Here is a 15,350-nt window from a genome sequence, read left to right as displayed (position 1 = left end):
GAGCAGGCTCGCTCCCACAGGGGAACGCGGTCGAATGTGGGAGCGAGCCTGCTCGCGAATAGCCGCCCGCCCACAGTTCTCGAGGCCGTCAAATGTTCTGGCGATCACCCTTCGGATCGAAGAACACCGAAGAAACAATCTCCGCTTCAATCACGCTGCCATCGGCCAGCGGTGCAAACACCCGCTCACCCATGCGCTTCAGACCGCCCTTGACCACACCCATGGCAAACGAATAACCGAGGGAGTTGTGCGCGTAACTGGAAGTCACGTGGCCGACCATGGTCATCGGGATCGCCTGTTTGGTGTTGAACACCAGTTGCGCACCTTCCGGCAGCCATTTGGTCGGATCGATCGGCTTCAGGCCGACCAGTTGCTTACGCTGATCCTTCACGCAGTCTTCACGGTTCATCCCACGCTGACCGATCCAGGAAAACGGTTTGGTGCGACCAACACACCAGCCCATGTTCAAGTCGTCCGGGGTCATCGAGCCGTCAGTGTCCTGACCGACGATGATGAAACCCTTCTCGGCCCGCAGGACGTGCATGGTTTCAGTGCCGTACGGGGTCAGGTTGTACTGCTTGCCGGCCTCGACGATTTTCTCCAGCACGCCCATCGCGTAGTCGGCCTGGACGTTGACTTCGTACGACAGCTCACCGGTAAACGAGATGCGGAACACCCGCGCCGGCACGCCGCCGACCAGACCTTCTTTCCAGGTCATGAACGGGAATGCTTCGTTGCTCAGGTCGATGTCGGTCACGGCGCTGAGCAGCTTGCGGCTGTTCGGCCCGGACAGGGTCATGGTCGCCCAGTGGTCGGTGACAGAAGTGAAGTAGACCTTCATGTTCGGCCATTCGGTCTGGTGGTACAGCTCCAGCCATTGCAGCACGCGTGCGGCGCCGCCAGTGGTGGTGGTCATGACGAAATGGTTGTCCGCCAGGCACGCGGTCACACCGTCGTCGAAGACCATGCCGTCTTCTTTGCACATCAAACCGTAGCGGGCTTTGCCCACGTCGAGTTTGGTCCAGGCGTTGGTGTACACGCGGTTGAGGAACTCGCGGGCATCCGGGCCTTGAATGTCGATCTTGCCGAGGGTCGAGGCGTCGAGCAGGCCGACGCTGTCGCGCACGGCTTTGCATTCGCGCTTCACGGCGGCGTGCAGGTCTTCACCGTTTTTCGGGAAATACCATGGACGCTTCCACTGACCGACGTCTTCAAACTCGGCGCCGTTCTTCACGTGCCAGGCATGCAGTGCGGTGTAGCGAACCGGTTCGAAGATGTGCCCACAGTGACGACCGGCCACGGCGCCGAAAGTCACCGGCGTGTAGTTCGGGCGGAACATGGTGGTGCCCATCTGCGGGATGGTCACGTTCAGCGAACGGGCGGCAATGGCCAGACCGTTGACGTTGCCGAGCTTGCCCTGATCGGTGCCGAAGCCCAGCGCGGTGTAGCGTTTGACGTGCTCGACCGACTCGAAACCTTCGCGGGTTGCCAGTTCGATGGCGGCGGCGGTCACGTCGTTTTGCAGGTCAACGAATTGCTTTGGCGCCCGAGCGGTGCCCTTTTCATGCGGCACCTGGAACAGCGCCAGGGTCGGCTCTTCGAGACGGCTCAGGGCTTTCGGCAGAGTGCCTTCGACCGCAGCAAAACCGGCTTCACTGGCAGCGCGCACGCCACCTTCAAAACCATCGGCCAGCGAATCGCCGAGACCGTAAACGCCGTTGATACCACCGACGCACACGCGTTTCTGCGGGGCTTCGCCCGGGATGAAACCGAGGATGTCTTCGCGCCAGGTCGGCTTGCCACCGAGGTGCGAAGCCAAGTGCACGACAGGGCTATAACCGCCGGAGCTGGCGACCACATCGCAGTCGAGCCATTCGCCAGGGCTGGTCACGGCATGGGCTTTGACATCGATCGCGGCGACGCGGGCAGCAGTAACGCGCTTGCTGCCCCGGGCCTCGATCACGGCGCTGCCGGTGAGGATGCGAATGCCTTTGGCACGCGCCTCTTCCACCAATGCACCACGTGGATTGCTGCGGGCGTCGGCGATGGCCACCACTTGCAGACTGGCGTCGAGCCAATCCAGAGCAACGCGATAGGCGTGATCGTTGTTGGTCGACAGCACCAGTTTTTTGCCCGGCGCTACGCCGTAGCGACGCACGTAAGTCGACACCGCACCGGCAAGCATGTTGCCCGGCACGTCGTTGTTGCCGTAGACCAGCGGACGCTCGCAAGCGCCGGTCGCCAGCACCACACGCTTGGCGCGAACGCGGTGAATGCGCTGACGCACCTGGCCGATCGGTGCGCGGTCGCCGAGGTGATCGGTGAGGCGTTCGTGAATGGTCAGGAAGTTGTGGTCGTGGTAACCGTTGACCGTGGCGCGCGGCAACAGCAGCACGTCCGGGGTGTCCTTCAGTTCAGCGATGACGCTGGCAACCCAATCCATCGCCGGTTTGCCGTCGAGGCTTTCGCGGGAGTCGAGCAGGCTGCCGCCGAACTCTTCCTGTTCATCGGCCAGAATCACGCGGGCACCGCTGCGCGCTGCGGCCAGGGCTGCGGCGAGACCGGCAGGGCCAGCACCGACGATCAGCACGTCGCAGTGCTGGTTCATGTAGTCGTAAGTGTCCGGATCGATTTCGGTCGGCGAACGGCCCAAACCGGCAGCCTTACGAATGTACTTCTCGTAAGTCATCCAGAACGATTGCGGGTACATGAAGGTTTTGTAGTAGAAACCCGGCGGCATCAGCTTGCCGCCAACCTTGCCGAGAATCCCCATCATGTCGTTGTTGACGCTCGGCCAGCCGTTGGTGCTGGTCGCGACCAGACCTTGATACAGCGCCTGTTGCGTGGCGCGCACGTTGGGGATCTGCGTAGCCTCAGTAGCACCGATCTGCAGCACCGCGTTCGGCTCTTCGGCACCGGCGGCGAAGATCCCGCGAGGACGCGAATACTTGAAGCTGCGGCCAATGATGTCGACGCCGTTGGCGATCAGCGCGGCGGCCAGCGAGTCACCCTCGAAGCCTTTGTAGCTCTGACCGTTGAAGGTAAAGCTCAGCACTTTGTTGCGGTCGATCCGTCCACCGTTGGACAGGCGATTGGTCTGGCTCATACCTTCTCTCCCTGCGCCGTCGTGGCTGTTTTCGCCGAGTCAGCCTTGTCGGTGAATTGCGGCTTGGTGCCGATCTTGTAGGTTTCGAGAATCTCGTAGGTCACGGTGTCGCGGGTGACGTTGAAGTACTGGCGGCAACCGGCAACGTGATCCCACAGCTCGTGGTGCAGACCGCGCGGGTTATCGCGGAAGAACATGTAGTCGCCCCACTCCTCGTCAGTGCAGGCGCCTGGATCCAGCGGGCGCGGAATGTGCGCCTGACCGGATGCGTGGAATTCCTCTTCAGAGCGCAGTTCGCCGCAGTGAGGACAGAAGATATGCAACATGGGAATTTCTCCTGTTAGTGGGCAACCGCAGCAGCGCCGTGTTCATCGATCAACGCACCGTTGTGGAAACGGTCGATGGAGAAAGGTGCAGCCAATGGGTGCATTTCACCCTTGGCCAGACTCGCCGCAAACACGTTGCCCGAGCCAGGTGTTGCCTTGAAACCGCCGGTGCCCCAACCGCAGTTGAAGAACATGTTCGGGACCGGGGTTTTCGAAATGATCGGGCAAGCGTCCGGCGTGGTGTCGACGATGCCGCCCCACTGGCGGTTCATGCGTACCCGCGACAGCACCGGAAACATCTCGACGATGGCCTGAATGGTGTGCTCGATCACCGGGTACGAACCGCGCTGGCCGTAGCCGTTGTAGCCGTCGATACCGGCGCCGATCACCAGGTCGCCCTTGTCGGACTGGCTGATGTAACCGTGCACGGCGTTGGACATGATCACGCTGTCGATAATCGGTTTGATCGGCTCGGACACCAGCGCTTGCAGCGGGTGCGATTCGATCGGCAGACGGAAACCGGCGAGTTTGGCCATGTGCCCGGAGTTACCGGCGGTGACCACGCCGACGCGCTTGGCGCCGATGAAACCCTTGTTGGTTTCAACACCAATGCACACGCCGTTTTCCTTGCGGAAACCGATCACTTCGGTCTGCTGAATCAAGTCCACGCCCAAGGCGTCGGCGGCACGGGCGAAGCCCCAGGCCACGGCATCGTGACGGGCAACGCCGCCGCGACGCTGAACGGTGGCGCCCAACACTGGGTAGCGGGTGTTTTTCGAGCAGTCCAGGTACGGGATTTCGTCAGCGACTTGCTTGGCGTTGAGCAGCTCGCCATCGACGCCGTTGAGACGGTTGGCGCTGACCCGACGCTCGGAATCACGGATGTCCTGCAGGGTGTGGCACAGGTTGTAGACGCCACGCTGGGAGAACATCACGTTGTAGTTGAGGTCCTGCGACAGGCCTTCCCACAATTTCATCGCGTGTTCGTAGAGGTGCGCCGACTCGTCCCACAGGTAGTTGGAGCGCACGATGGTGGTGTTGCGCGCGGTGTTACCGCCGCCCAGCCAGCCTTTTTCGACCACGGCCACGTTGGTGATGCCGTGCTCTTTGGCCAGATAGTAGGCAGTCGCCAGACCGTGCCCGCCGCCGCCGACGATGACCACGTCGTAGACCTTCTTCGGCGTCGGCGTGCGCCACATGCGCTGCCAGTTTTCATGGTGGCTGAGGGAGTGTTTGAAGAGGCCGAAGCCCGAATAGCGTTGCATAGTCATTTACTCCAGAACGCTCAGCGGTAAACCGGGAAGTCAGCGCACAGGGCCGACACTTGCTGGGCGACATTGGCCTCGACATCGGCATCGCCGAGGTTGTCGAGGATGTCGCAGATCCAGCCAGCCAACACTTCGCACTGGGTCACTTTGAAACCGCGAGTGGTGACAGCCGGGGTGCCGATGCGCAGGCCCGAGGTCACGAACGGCGATTGCGGGTCGTTCGGCACGGCGTTCTTGTTGACGGTGATGTGGGCGCGACCGAGGGCGGCGTCGGCGTCTTTGCCGGTCAGGCCCTGACGGATCAGACTGACCAGGAACAAGTGGTTATCGGTGCCGCCGGACACTACATCGTAGCCACGTTTGATAAATACGCTCGCCATGGCTTGGGCGTTGTCGATCACTTGTTGCTGATACGCCTTGAAGCTCGGCTCCAGCGCTTCCTTGAAGCACACGGCTTTACCGGCGATGACGTGCATCAGCGGGCCGCCCTGAGCGCCGGGGAACACGGCGGCGTTGAGCTTCTTCTCGATTTCTTCGTTGGACTTGGCCAGGATCAGCCCGCCACGTGGACCGCGCAGGGTTTTGTGGGTGGTGGTAGTGACCACGTCGGCGTACGGCAGCGGGTTCGGGTACAGACCGGCGGCGACCAGACCAGCGACGTGGGCCATGTCGACGAACAGCAGCGCGCCGACTTTGTCAGCGATCTGACGGAAGCGCGGGAAGTCCAGGGTCTTCGAGTAAGCGGAGAATCCGGCAACGATCATTTTCGGCTTGGATTCGACGGCCAGACGCTCGACTTCGTCGTAATCGATCAGCCCGGTGTCGGTGTTGATGCCGTACTGCACAGCGTTGTAGAGCTTGCCCGAGGACGACACTTTGGCGCCGTGGGTCAGGTGACCGCCGTGGGCCAGGCTCATGCCGAGGATGGTGTCGCCCGGCTGGATCAGCGCCAGGTACACGGCGCTGTTGGCCGAGGAACCGGAGTGTGGCTGGACGTTGGCGTAATCGGCGCCGAACAGTTGCTTGGCGCGCTCGATGGCCAGCGCCTCGACTTTATCCACGTGCTCGCAGCCGCCGTAGTAGCGCTTGCCCGGATAACCTTCGGCGTATTTGTTGGTCAGGCCACTGCCCTGCGCTTGCATGACGCGTTTGCTGGTGTAGTTCTCCGACGCGATCAGCTCGATGTGATCTTCCTGACGTTGCTCCTCGGCATTCATCGCCGCCAGCAGTGCATCGTCGTAACCCTGGATCTGGTCTTGCTTGCTGAACATCGCGTCTCTCCCAGCGGCATCTGTGCGCCATTCGTCTCGGTAAGGCACTGGCATTGAAGGCAGTGCCCTTTGATGCCGATGGTATGACCGGCGCAGACAGCTCAAATGCCTGCGCGCGCCACGCAAAGGTGCGTTTACGACATGGCTGGAAATGGCTTGGAGAATGCAGTCCCCTGTAGGAGCTGCCGCAGGCTGCGATCTTTTGATCTTGCTTTTGATTCTGAAAAGCCAAAGTCAAAAGATCGCAGCCTGCGGCAGCTCCTACAGGGGTTATGCGATGACTTGGCGGAGGGCGAGCAGTACGAGGAAATGCGCCGGATACAGAGCGTAGGCCCAGCGCCGCATCGGTGGCGGCTGGATCGTTTGGGCATGTCGCAAAAGCAACATCCCAAGCAATGGCGCAATCAGGCAAACGATGAGGCCGAAGATCGCCAGTTCATTGCCGAACCGCACAGATTCGAACAACACCCGCCACTGATTCGCCGCCAGGCACACCAGCCCCGGCAACAGACTGAAATACCATTGCCGGCGAATCACCCACAACGTCGCCAGCGGCAACAGCACACCAAAGAAACCGAACATCAGCCGTTCCGAGAACAGCGCCGAAAGCAGCAACGCGCCAGCGCCGAGCACTCGCGATGCCAAGGCCCGATCCTGCCAGCCTCGCGCCACCAGCAATCCCAACGCCAGAGTGGGCATGACGTTCAACGTGTCGGGATCAGGAATGTACAACCGATACGGAATCTCGCTGACCAGGCTGAACAACAGCAACCAGCCCAGATACCGCCACTCGGTCTTGCGCGCCCCCGCACGATCAAGATTCGCCGCCATCGCCAGACAAAACCACGGAAACGCCAGCCGCCCCGGCACATACAGCCAATCGGCGGAAAAGCCGACATATCGCAGGTGATCGAGCAACATGCACAGCAGCGCCAGCCACTTGAGCAGATCCAGTGCGCCGTCGCGTTTGCTCAGGTGCATAATCGGGCCGCTAACTGGTAACTTTCTGAACGCGACATCTCGTGTGCTCCCCGGAAGATCTTCGGTAAAGTGCGCACCATCATTGACCACGAGCCTTCACAAGAGTCTCGACCACGGAAGCCGGCCATGACCGACAAGAGCCAACAATTCGCCAGCGACAACTATTCCGGAATCTGCCCTGAAGCCTGGGCTGCGATGGAACAGGCCAACCACGGCCACCAGCGCGCGTATGGCGACGATGAGTGGACCGCACGCGCGGCTGACCATTTCCGCCAATTGTTTGAAACCGACTGCGAAGTGTTCTTCGCCTTCAACGGCACTGCCGCCAACTCGCTGGCCCTGTCGTCGCTGTGCCAGAGTTACCACAGCGTGATCTGCTCGGAAACCGCCCACGTCGAAACCGACGAATGCGGCGCCCCGGAATTTTTCTCCAACGGTTCGAAACTGCTGATCGCCGGCACCGAAAACGGCAAGATCACCCCGCAATCGATCCGCGAAGTCGCGCTCAAGCGCCAGGACATTCACTACCCGAAACCGCGCGTCGTGACCCTGACTCAAGCCACCGAAGTCGGCAGCGTCTACACCCCGGAAGAAGTCCGCGCCATCAGCGCCACCTGTAAGGAACTGGGCCTGCACCTGCACATGGACGGCGCGCGTTTCTCCAACGCCTGCGCGTTCCTCGGCTGCTCGCCAGCGGATCTGACCTGGAAGGCCGGTGTCGATGTGTTGTGCTTCGGCGGCACCAAGAACGGCATGGCCGTGGGTGAAGCGATTCTGTTCTTCAACCATAAACTGGCGGAAGACTTCGATTACCGCTGCAAGCAGGCCGGGCAACTGGCGTCAAAAATGCGCTTCCTCTCGGCGCCATGGGTCGGCATCCTCGAAAACGACGCCTGGCTCAAATACGCCCGCCACGCCAACCACTGCGCGCAACTGCTGGCAGAACTGGTCAGCGACATTCCGGGCGTGGAACTGATGTTCCCGGTGCAGGCCAACGGCGTGTTCCTGCAACTGTCGGAGCCAGCGATTGCTGCACTGACTGCGAAGAACTGGCGCTTCTACACCTTCATCGGCAAGGGCGGCGCGCGCTTCATGTGCTCCTGGGACACCGAAGAAGAACGCGTGCGCGAACTGGCCCGCGACATCCGCGAAGTCATGTCCGCCTGACCTGACTGCACCTCACCGATCATTCCCACGCTCCGCGTGGGAACGATCAATGGCGGAGACAGTGTTACCTGATCTGCCTGGTCTACAGTGTCTGTCGAGCCTCCGCTCACCTAACAATAAGCAGGAGCATCGGCATGTCGTTACAAGGCAAAACCCTGTTCATCACCGGCGCCAGCCGTGGCATCGGGCGTGAGATTGCGCTGCGCGCCGCGAAGGACGGAGCCAATATCGTCATCGCTGCTAAAAGCGCCGAACCCCACGCCAAGCTGCCCGGCACCATCCACAGCGTCGCCGCCGAAGTCGAAGCCGCCGGCGGCAAGGCCCTGGCGCTGCAAGTGGATGTGCGTGATGAAGACGCCGTGCGCCAGGCACTGGCTCAGGCCAACGAGCATTTCGGCGGCATTGATGCGCTGGTGAACAACGCCGGGGCGATCAAGCTCACGGGCGTACAGCACATCGAACTCAAGCGTTTCGACCTGATGCACCAGATCAACACCCGCGCGGTGCTGCTGTGCAGCCAGGCCGCCCTGCCCTATCTGAAAAAATCCGCCGGGCACATTCTCAACCTGTCACCGCCGTTGAATCTGGCGAGCAAGTGGTTTGCCCAATTCAGCCCCTACACCGTGACCAAGTACGGCATGAGCATGCTTACTCTCGGGATGAGCGAAGAATTCGCCAGCTACGGGATCAGTGTGAATTCGCTATGGCCGCAGACGATGATTGCCACAGCGGCAATCGAGTTTCAGCTGGGCAATCGCGAGTCGTTCAAGCTGGCGCGCACGCCGGCGATCATGGCGGATGCAGCGCATGTGATTCTGGATAGCAGCGGGCGGCAAATTACCGGGCGGTTGTTGATTGACGAAGAGATTTTGCGTGAAAGCGGTGTGGCTGAGTTCGATCAATATCGCTTTGATCGAGAAAGCGATGCGGCACTGATGCCGGATTTGTTTATCGACTGAAAAGCCCCTCACCCTAGCCCTCTCCCGGAGGGAGAGGGGACTGACCGTGGTGTTTATCAAAGTTACGCCGACTTGAAATAGCGAGCCGAACTCACATTTTGAAAAGCCCAAAAATCGGCTCCCTCTCCCTCGGGAGAGGGCTGGGGTGAGGGGCAAGCCGTACGCAAAAACTCGCCTCACTCAAAACTCGATACGCACATCCCCCTTCGGCACGCTGCAGCACGAAAGAATAAACCCTTCGGCCTCATCGTCCTCGGTGATCCCGCCGTTGTGCTCCATCTCCACTTCGCCGCCCAGCTTCATCACCTTGCACGTCCCGCAAATCCCCATACCGCAGGCTTTCGGAATCATCAGCCCCAGCTTGGCCGCCGCCGCGTGCACGGTCTCGCCCGGAGCCACGCGAATGCTCTTGCCGGACGCGGTGAACTCGACCTGATGCAGATCCGCTGCATCGATTTCTGGCGCATCGGCTGCCTGTTCGGCTTGCTCCACCGCATCGGCACGCGCTTCTGGCGGCGTAGCACCGAACGACTCCTCGTGATAACGCGACATGTCGTAACCGGCCACTTCCAGCAGACGCTTGACCGCGTTCATGTACGGCGTCGGGCCGCAGCAGAACACTTCGCGCTCAAGGAAGTCCGGCACCATCAGTTCCAGCATTTTATGGTTCAGGTAACCGCGATACCCGGCCCACGGCTCGCCCAAGCCATGTTTCTCGCAAATCAGGTGCAGGCTGAAGTTATCGATCCGCGACGCCATGTGTTCCAGCTCGCGGTGGTAAATGATGTCTTTCGGCGAGCGCGCGCTGTGGATAAAGGTCATGTCGACGTTGGCGTTGGTGTCGTAGAACCAGCGCGCCATCGACATGCACGGCGTGATGCCGACGCCGCCGCTCAGGTACAGCACTTTCGGGCTCGGGAAGTCGATGGCATTGAACAGCCCGACCGGCCCGTGCACCGCCAGTTCCTGGCCTTCATGCAGAGTGTCGTGCAGCCAGTTAGAGACCTTGCCGCCCGGCACGCGCTTGATCGTCACCGAAAAGCTGTACGGCACCGACGGCGAACTGGAAATCGTGTACGAGCGCATGATCGGCTGGCCGTCGATTTCCAGCTCCAGGGTCACGAACTGCCCGGGCTTGAAGAAGAACAGGATCGGCTGGTCGGCCATAAAGCAGAAGGTGCGCACGTCCCAGGTTTCCTGGATGACTTTGACGCAACGGACGATGTGTCGGCCATTGGCCCAGGTCTGGGTGGTGACCGGATTCAGGAAGCTGTTGGACATGCTGTTCTCCACGGCCGACTGTCGGCCTTCATGTGGCGATTCTGCGTATAGCGCAGACCGCCCGTTTACCTATCCGCGACATCGGCATACTTATCGCGACCAGCCCCCAACCACCGGGGGTTGCGCGTCGGGAACAGATTGCACCATGTCGCCCATGGATAAGGTTCGCGGCAGCGCCGGCCCCACACTCGCCTCACACCAAGACGAAACCTTTACACCTTGCGTAGCACCCCTGATCAGCCACTTTTCATCGGCCACACAGAATGGCCTCGAGGATCACATCGATGGACGTCACCGCAAAAATCAGCCTGGGCGATCCGCTGGAACCCGCACGCAAGGCCACCGCACAGATGCTGCAGGAGCGCGAGCGCACGTTCTCGCTGCCACAACCGTTTTATAGCGACGAGCGGCTGTTCGATATCGACATGCAGGAAATCTTCCAGAAAGAGTGGTTGATCGCCGGCATGACCTGCGAAATCCCGGCCAAGGGCAACTACCTGACCCTGCAGGTCGGCAAAAACCCGATCATTGTCATTCGTGGCGCCGAAGGCGTGGTGCACGCGTTCCACAACGTCTGTCGCCACCGTGGCTCGCGCCTGTGCACCAGCGAAAAAGGCAAGGTCGCCAAACTGGTCTGCCACTATCACCAGTGGACCTACGAGCTGGACGGGCGCCTGCTGTTCGCCGGCACCGAAATGGGCGCCGACTTCGACATGAAGCAATACGGCCTGAAACCGGTGAACGTGAAAACTGCTGGCGGCTATATCTTCATCAGCCTGGCGGACAATCCACCGGCCATCGATGACTTCCTGTCGACGCTGAACCATTACATGGAACCGTACGACATGGAGAACACCAAGGTGGCAATTACCACCACCTTGATGGAAAAGGCCAACTGGAAACTGGTGCTGGAAAACAACCGCGAGTGCTACCACTGCAACGCGTCGCACCCGGAACTGCTGAAAACCCTGCTGGAGTGGGACGACGTCACCGACCCGCGCGCCGATCAGGCGTTCAAGGATCACGTCGCCGCTTCTGCCGCAGCCTGGGAAGCCGAGAAGATTCCTTACGCCCACGCCAGCTTCGGCCTGCGCAACCGTATCGTGCGCATGCCGCTGCTCAAAGGCACCGTGTCGATGACCCTCGACGGCAAACAGGGCTGCGCGAAACTGATGGGCCGCATCAAGAACCCCGACCTCGGCTCGATGCGCATCCTGCACCTGCCGCATTCGTGGAACCACTGCATGGGCGACCACATCATCGTCTTCACCGTGTGGCCGATCAGCGCGCAGGAAACCATGGTTACCACCAAATGGCTGGTGCACAAGGATGCGGTTGAGGGTGTCGATTACGACGTGGAACGTATGCGTCAGGTGTGGGACGCGACCAACGATCAGGATCGTCGTCTGGCCGAAGAGAACCAGCGCGGGATCAACTCCACCGCTTACCAGCCTGGGCCTTATTCCAAGACCTATGAGTTTGGCGTGGTCAACTTCGTCGACTGGTACAGCGAGCGGATGCTGAACAACCTTGGCGCCGAGCCAGCACCGTACCTCAAAGGCGTTCCCGTCCAAGGCTAAAAGCATCGCTGGCAAGCCAGCTCCCACAGTGGTTGATGGTGTTCACAGATTCCGTGTACACCGCAAAACCTGTGGGAGCTGGCTTGCCAGCGATAGCGTCAGAACACTCACCGCATCACTTCGATGACCACCTCACCGATCCGTCCTCCCCAATAAACTCCTCAAATATCTCCTCCCCCACCAACCGGATCTTCGCGTAGCCGTTCAACACCCGCAGCGGATATGCCGGGTCATTGGCATCCTGGGTCTCCGACCACAACACCCGTGAATGCCCGTTCAGTTCGCTGGCATTGCCATAGGGAATCGCCCCGTGCCCGGCGCAACGCGCATGCAAACCGCCCTGCTGCGCATAAACAATGCCGTTGTGCAGATGCCCCCAATACCAGTAATCCGGCTCGCGCCCCAGTGCATCGCACACCGGTTGATAGAGCGCAGTCTTGTTGTGCCCGGAAATATCGAAGCCCTGGTGATGGCTGAGCACCATGAGCTTTTTGCGTTTCGGCAGGCCTTTCATCCACTGGATCTGCGGCTCGTTCAAGGTGCCGTCCATGTACAGGTTCATCGCATCGGACGCGTACGCGGAATCGAGTCCGACCACCAGCCAGTCATCGTTGATCAAGGCGAAGTAACTGGTGCCCTGCTGCCCGGGAAAACGCTTGGCCAGCTCCTTGAAATAACCGTGGGCACCGCTGTACATCTCGTGGTTCGAATTGAGGGTGAACGAGCCGTGTGTGCCCAGCGGCCAACCGGCCATGTCGACGTCTTCCTGGGAGTGACTGCCGGCGTAATACACATCGCCCAAGTGAATGGTGAAATCGGCCTGGGCCAGTTGCATCTGATTGGCCACCGACACCGCCGGCGCATGACTGTCGAACGGCCCGGTGCCCCAGTCGCCGGCAATCGCCAGGGTCACGTCGCGCTCCATTTGCACCACCGCCGGGTCCGTGCCGAACGTCGCGTGATGGCGCAGGTTCTCGATCCACTTCAACAGCGCCTCGCTCCACAGCAGATCCAGCAGTTCCCACTTACGACAGCCAAGCAGGCTGCCGTCTTTGAGTACCCGGGTCGCCAGTTGATCGGTGGACTGCGGCAACGGCGCGGCGTTACCGATGCGCAGGATCGACAAACCGTGGGACAACTCCCAGGGTACGCTCGGTTCGTCGTCCGGCAACTCGCCGTTCTTCAGCACGTAATGCGCCTGATCATGCCCACGCTGCAGCAACTTGATGATGGCCTGAAACTCCTGCGGCTCCAGCTCGCTGATGAGCTTCATCCAGGCCATTTCCATACGCGTGAACAAGCCGTGAATGCGCAGTTTGACCTTGTCGTATTCGTGTTCCCAATGACTGACCAGTGACATGGCGTAATCCTCTCTCCGTAAGGGTTCACAGGGTTTTCATGAATTCGATCAATGCACGCTTGTCGTCGTCCGACAGGCTCGTGCCGTACAGGTGACCGCTGTTGTGATTGCCCTCCAGGCGCGTGTCGTATTTGAAGTCCGCCGAGGCTTTGGCCTGGGCGCCGCTGGTGACGAAACCGACGTTGACCGGGTCGTAAATGTCGGAACCGGTGATGAACACCTGCGGACGTTTTTCCGACGGTTGCAGCAAGTCCCACAGGGTCGGCACCGAACCGTTGTGCAGGTACGGCGCGCGCAGCCAGACGCCGTCGGTGGGCGTGTTGCTGTAGCTCTGGGTCTTGCGATACGCGCCGAAATCGAACGGCGGTTTCTTGAAGGTGTGGAATGCGTTCACCAGACCGGTGGTAAACGAGTCCAGCCGATGTGGATCGGTGCCCAGTTGATCGATGTTGGTGGTCACTTGCCCGGTGTCGGCACGTCCGAAGTCGTGACAAGCGGCGCAATTGGCTTCCCAGATCGGTTTGCCCTGGGCGACTTTCGCCTGATCCAGCGCCCACGGCCACGCCGGCGCCTTGTGCCCGAGCAGCCAGTTGGTCACGCGGTTGAAGCTCGGCGGCAGCACCGATTCCGGCGTCGCGCCCACGGCCATCGCGGCGGCGTAGTTGCGTTCGTGGATCTTGTTGTTATTGCCGTCCCAGTGCAGGTACATCGATTCGCGTGGTTTCTGGTTCCACACTTGCGGCAGGTCGACGGTGCCGATCGTCGAGTCATCCGGGAAGCCGAACACCACCATTTTCGTCGGGTTGAAGGTGTCGGTGCGGCCCGGGCCCTGTTGCGGGCGCAGCTTCTGCCAGGCGTAAGCCTGCTTCTGCTTGAGCAAAGCGGTTTTCGCCATCGGCATGATCAGGTAGCGGTTGTACAGCTTCTCGAAGAAGCCCAACTGAAATTTGCTGTTGATCGCCGCCATCACCGCGTCGGTGGTGAATTTCGGATCACTGGCGCAATCGTAGGCGAACCACTGGAAGGCTTGCAGTTGCAGGGTGTTGGCCGGCGCGCTCGGCACATTGACGGCGACGTCGCTGGCATTGGCCCGGTAGGAACCGGTGTGGCACAGCGCGCAGTTCGGCTCTACCGTCGGGTAGCCGATCTGCCGCTTGGCCATGCCGATCGGCAGGTCCTTGCCGTTTTCAAAGAGGAAACCGAAAACCTCCCAGCCACCGGGTTTGGGCATTTTCTCCGGGCACATCTGCGGCAACACGGCGAACAGGTAATACGGGATGCGCGCTTCGATGCCGAGGCCAATGGCGGCGTATTTGTAGTGGTCTTCGTCGGAGGCGTATTCCTGCTCCGGCACCACCCGCAGCATCTGATACCAGGTTTGGTAACCGATAAAACCCAGCACCGCGACGACAACCAGCGTGCCGACCTTGAACGCGTGACTCTGCCATTGCCGCTGCCACGCCGCACGCCACTCGCGCCAGCCATCGCCGAGCAACGCCCATGGCCGGTTCTCTGGCGTGGTGCCGAGGTAGAGCAAAATGCCGAGGATCAGAAAGAAGCTCAGATCGCCCATCAGCATCGGCACGAACACCGAACCCTGGGTGCTGGTGTTGATCAGGTAGATCCAGAAGATCACGGCGATCAACCGCGTCAGCACGCAAAGCCAGGAATGCACCACGTAGCGCGGCGCGTTGAAGCCAGACGGCATGTAAAACACGCTGATGCCGACCAGCAGCATCCCGGCGTTTTCCAGCCACGGATCGGAGAGTTGCGGCGGCAGGCCGACCACCGATGTCAGCAACCCCGGCGCGAACAGCGCGGGGATGGCGAACACCATGTTCATTGCAATGCCTAGCCAGATGAAGCGTTGAAACCAGCGGATGTAGCTGTCCATATCATCCATTTCCTTGTGCAGACCTGAGAGGTGTTGTGCCAGATGCACCGCTTTCGCGAGCAGGCTCGCTCCCACATTGGATTGGGGATGCCCACTGGTTTTGTGACTGGCACAAAACCCTGTGGGAGCGAGCCTGCTCGCGAAGCGTTCGACTCGG

At 60.7% G+C, this 15,350-nt stretch carries 11 protein-coding genes; 3 read left to right on the top strand and 8 right to left on the bottom strand.

Features of this window, described 5'->3' with window-relative positions; translation table 11 throughout:
• Positions 1-88 precede the first annotated feature (88 nt).
• The 5 genes from M9827_RS14165 to M9827_RS14145 all read right to left on the bottom strand — a co-directional run bounded on the left by M9827_RS14165 (position 89) and on the right by M9827_RS14145 (position 6,952).
• The gene (locus M9827_RS14165; protein ID WP_250605881.1) at positions 89-3,106 is read right to left on the bottom strand and encodes a sarcosine oxidase subunit alpha; all 3,018 of its coding nucleotides are present in this window, start codon (positions 3,104-3,106) and stop codon (positions 89-91) included.
• Positions 3,103-3,432, bottom strand: a complete 330-nt coding sequence (locus M9827_RS14160; protein WP_105705687.1) for a sarcosine oxidase subunit delta — start codon at positions 3,430-3,432, stop codon at positions 3,103-3,105. Before M9827_RS14160 ends, M9827_RS14165 begins: the two co-directional genes overlap by 4 nt.
• Positions 3,433-3,446: 14 nt before the next feature.
• Complete coding sequence (locus M9827_RS14155; RefSeq protein ID WP_034155011.1) at positions 3,447-4,697, bottom strand: sarcosine oxidase subunit beta; 1,251 nt, start codon at positions 4,695-4,697, stop codon at positions 3,447-3,449.
• A 20-nt stretch (positions 4,698-4,717) separates the two neighbouring features.
• Positions 4,718-5,971, bottom strand: a complete 1,254-nt coding sequence (locus M9827_RS14150; RefSeq protein ID WP_250605880.1) for a serine hydroxymethyltransferase — start codon at positions 5,969-5,971, stop codon at positions 4,718-4,720.
• Positions 5,972-6,241: 270 nt separating this feature from the next.
• On the bottom strand, positions 6,242-6,952 hold the full coding sequence (locus M9827_RS14145) for a TraX family protein (RefSeq protein WP_250605879.1): 711 nt from the start codon (positions 6,950-6,952) through the stop codon (positions 6,242-6,244).
• A gap of 126 nt (positions 6,953-7,078) precedes the next feature.
• On the opposite strand from M9827_RS14145, the gene M9827_RS14140 reads away from it, so the two are divergent.
• Positions 7,079-8,119 (top strand): threonine aldolase family protein, encoded by a 1,041-nt coding sequence (locus M9827_RS14140; protein ID WP_007913115.1) that lies wholly within the window; start codon positions 7,079-7,081, stop codon positions 8,117-8,119.
• Between the two features lie 134 nt (positions 8,120-8,253).
• Positions 8,254-9,078 carry an SDR family oxidoreductase gene (locus M9827_RS14135; protein WP_250605878.1) on the top strand — a complete coding sequence of 275 codons (825 nt, stop codon included), beginning with the start codon at positions 8,254-8,256 and terminating at the stop codon, positions 9,076-9,078.
• Positions 9,079-9,258: 180 nt separating this feature from the next.
• Here the strand turns inward: M9827_RS14135 and gbcB are convergent, their stop codons facing one another.
• On the bottom strand, positions 9,259-10,359 hold the full coding sequence (gbcB, locus tag M9827_RS14130; protein ID WP_095187122.1) for a glycine betaine monooxygenase reductase subunit: 1,101 nt from the start codon (positions 10,357-10,359) through the stop codon (positions 9,259-9,261).
• Between the two features lie 284 nt (positions 10,360-10,643).
• Here gbcB and gbca point away from each other — a divergent pair, with 284 nt between their 5' ends.
• Positions 10,644-11,939 carry a glycine betaine monooxygenase oxygenase subunit gene (gene gbca, locus M9827_RS14125; protein WP_250605877.1) on the top strand — a complete coding sequence of 432 codons (1,296 nt, stop codon included), beginning with the start codon at positions 10,644-10,646 and terminating at the stop codon, positions 11,937-11,939.
• Between the two features lie 115 nt (positions 11,940-12,054).
• On the opposite strand, the gene M9827_RS14120 is transcribed toward gbca, so the two are convergent.
• Positions 12,055-13,299: a metallophosphoesterase family protein gene (locus tag M9827_RS14120; protein WP_250605876.1), complete on the bottom strand. Its 1,245-nt coding sequence runs from the start codon at positions 13,297-13,299 to the stop codon at positions 12,055-12,057.
• 25 nt (positions 13,300-13,324) lie between these two features.
• Positions 13,325-15,193 carry a c-type cytochrome gene (locus M9827_RS14115; RefSeq protein WP_250605875.1) on the bottom strand — a complete coding sequence of 623 codons (1,869 nt, stop codon included), beginning with the start codon at positions 15,191-15,193 and terminating at the stop codon, positions 13,325-13,327.
• Between the last annotated feature and the right edge of the window lie 157 nt (positions 15,194-15,350).

Origin of the sequence: Pseudomonas sp. AKS31 (assembly GCF_023634765.1) — a bacterium.
GTDB lineage: Bacteria > Pseudomonadota > Gammaproteobacteria > Pseudomonadales > Pseudomonadaceae > Aquipseudomonas.
This window is presented reverse-complemented; position numbering and strand designations above follow the sequence as displayed.

Coding starts and splice junctions, on each gene's coding strand:
- M9827_RS14140 (WP_007913115.1), top strand. CDS start 7,079: ATGACCGACAAGAGCCAACAATTCGCCAGCGACAACTATTCCGGAATC.
- M9827_RS14160 (WP_105705687.1), bottom strand. CDS start 3,432: ATGTTGCATATCTTCTGTCCTCACTGCGGCGAACTGCGCTCTGAAGAG.
- M9827_RS14120 (WP_250605876.1), bottom strand. CDS start 13,299: ATGTCACTGGTCAGTCATTGGGAACACGAATACGACAAGGTCAAACTG.
- M9827_RS14150 (WP_250605880.1), bottom strand. CDS start 5,971: ATGTTCAGCAAGCAAGACCAGATCCAGGGTTACGACGATGCACTGCTG.
- M9827_RS14155 (WP_034155011.1), bottom strand. CDS start 4,697: ATGCAACGCTATTCGGGCTTCGGCCTCTTCAAACACTCCCTCAGCCAC.
- gbcB (WP_095187122.1), bottom strand. CDS start 10,359: ATGTCCAACAGCTTCCTGAATCCGGTCACCACCCAGACCTGGGCCAAT.
- M9827_RS14135 (WP_250605878.1), top strand. CDS start 8,254: ATGTCGTTACAAGGCAAAACCCTGTTCATCACCGGCGCCAGCCGTGGC.
- M9827_RS14145 (WP_250605879.1), bottom strand. CDS start 6,952: ATGCACCTGAGCAAACGCGACGGCGCACTGGATCTGCTCAAGTGGCTG.
- M9827_RS14115 (WP_250605875.1), bottom strand. CDS start 15,193: ATGGACAGCTACATCCGCTGGTTTCAACGCTTCATCTGGCTAGGCATT.
- gbca (WP_250605877.1), top strand. CDS start 10,644: ATGGACGTCACCGCAAAAATCAGCCTGGGCGATCCGCTGGAACCCGCA.
- M9827_RS14165 (WP_250605881.1), bottom strand. CDS start 3,106: ATGAGCCAGACCAATCGCCTGTCCAACGGTGGACGGATCGACCGCAAC.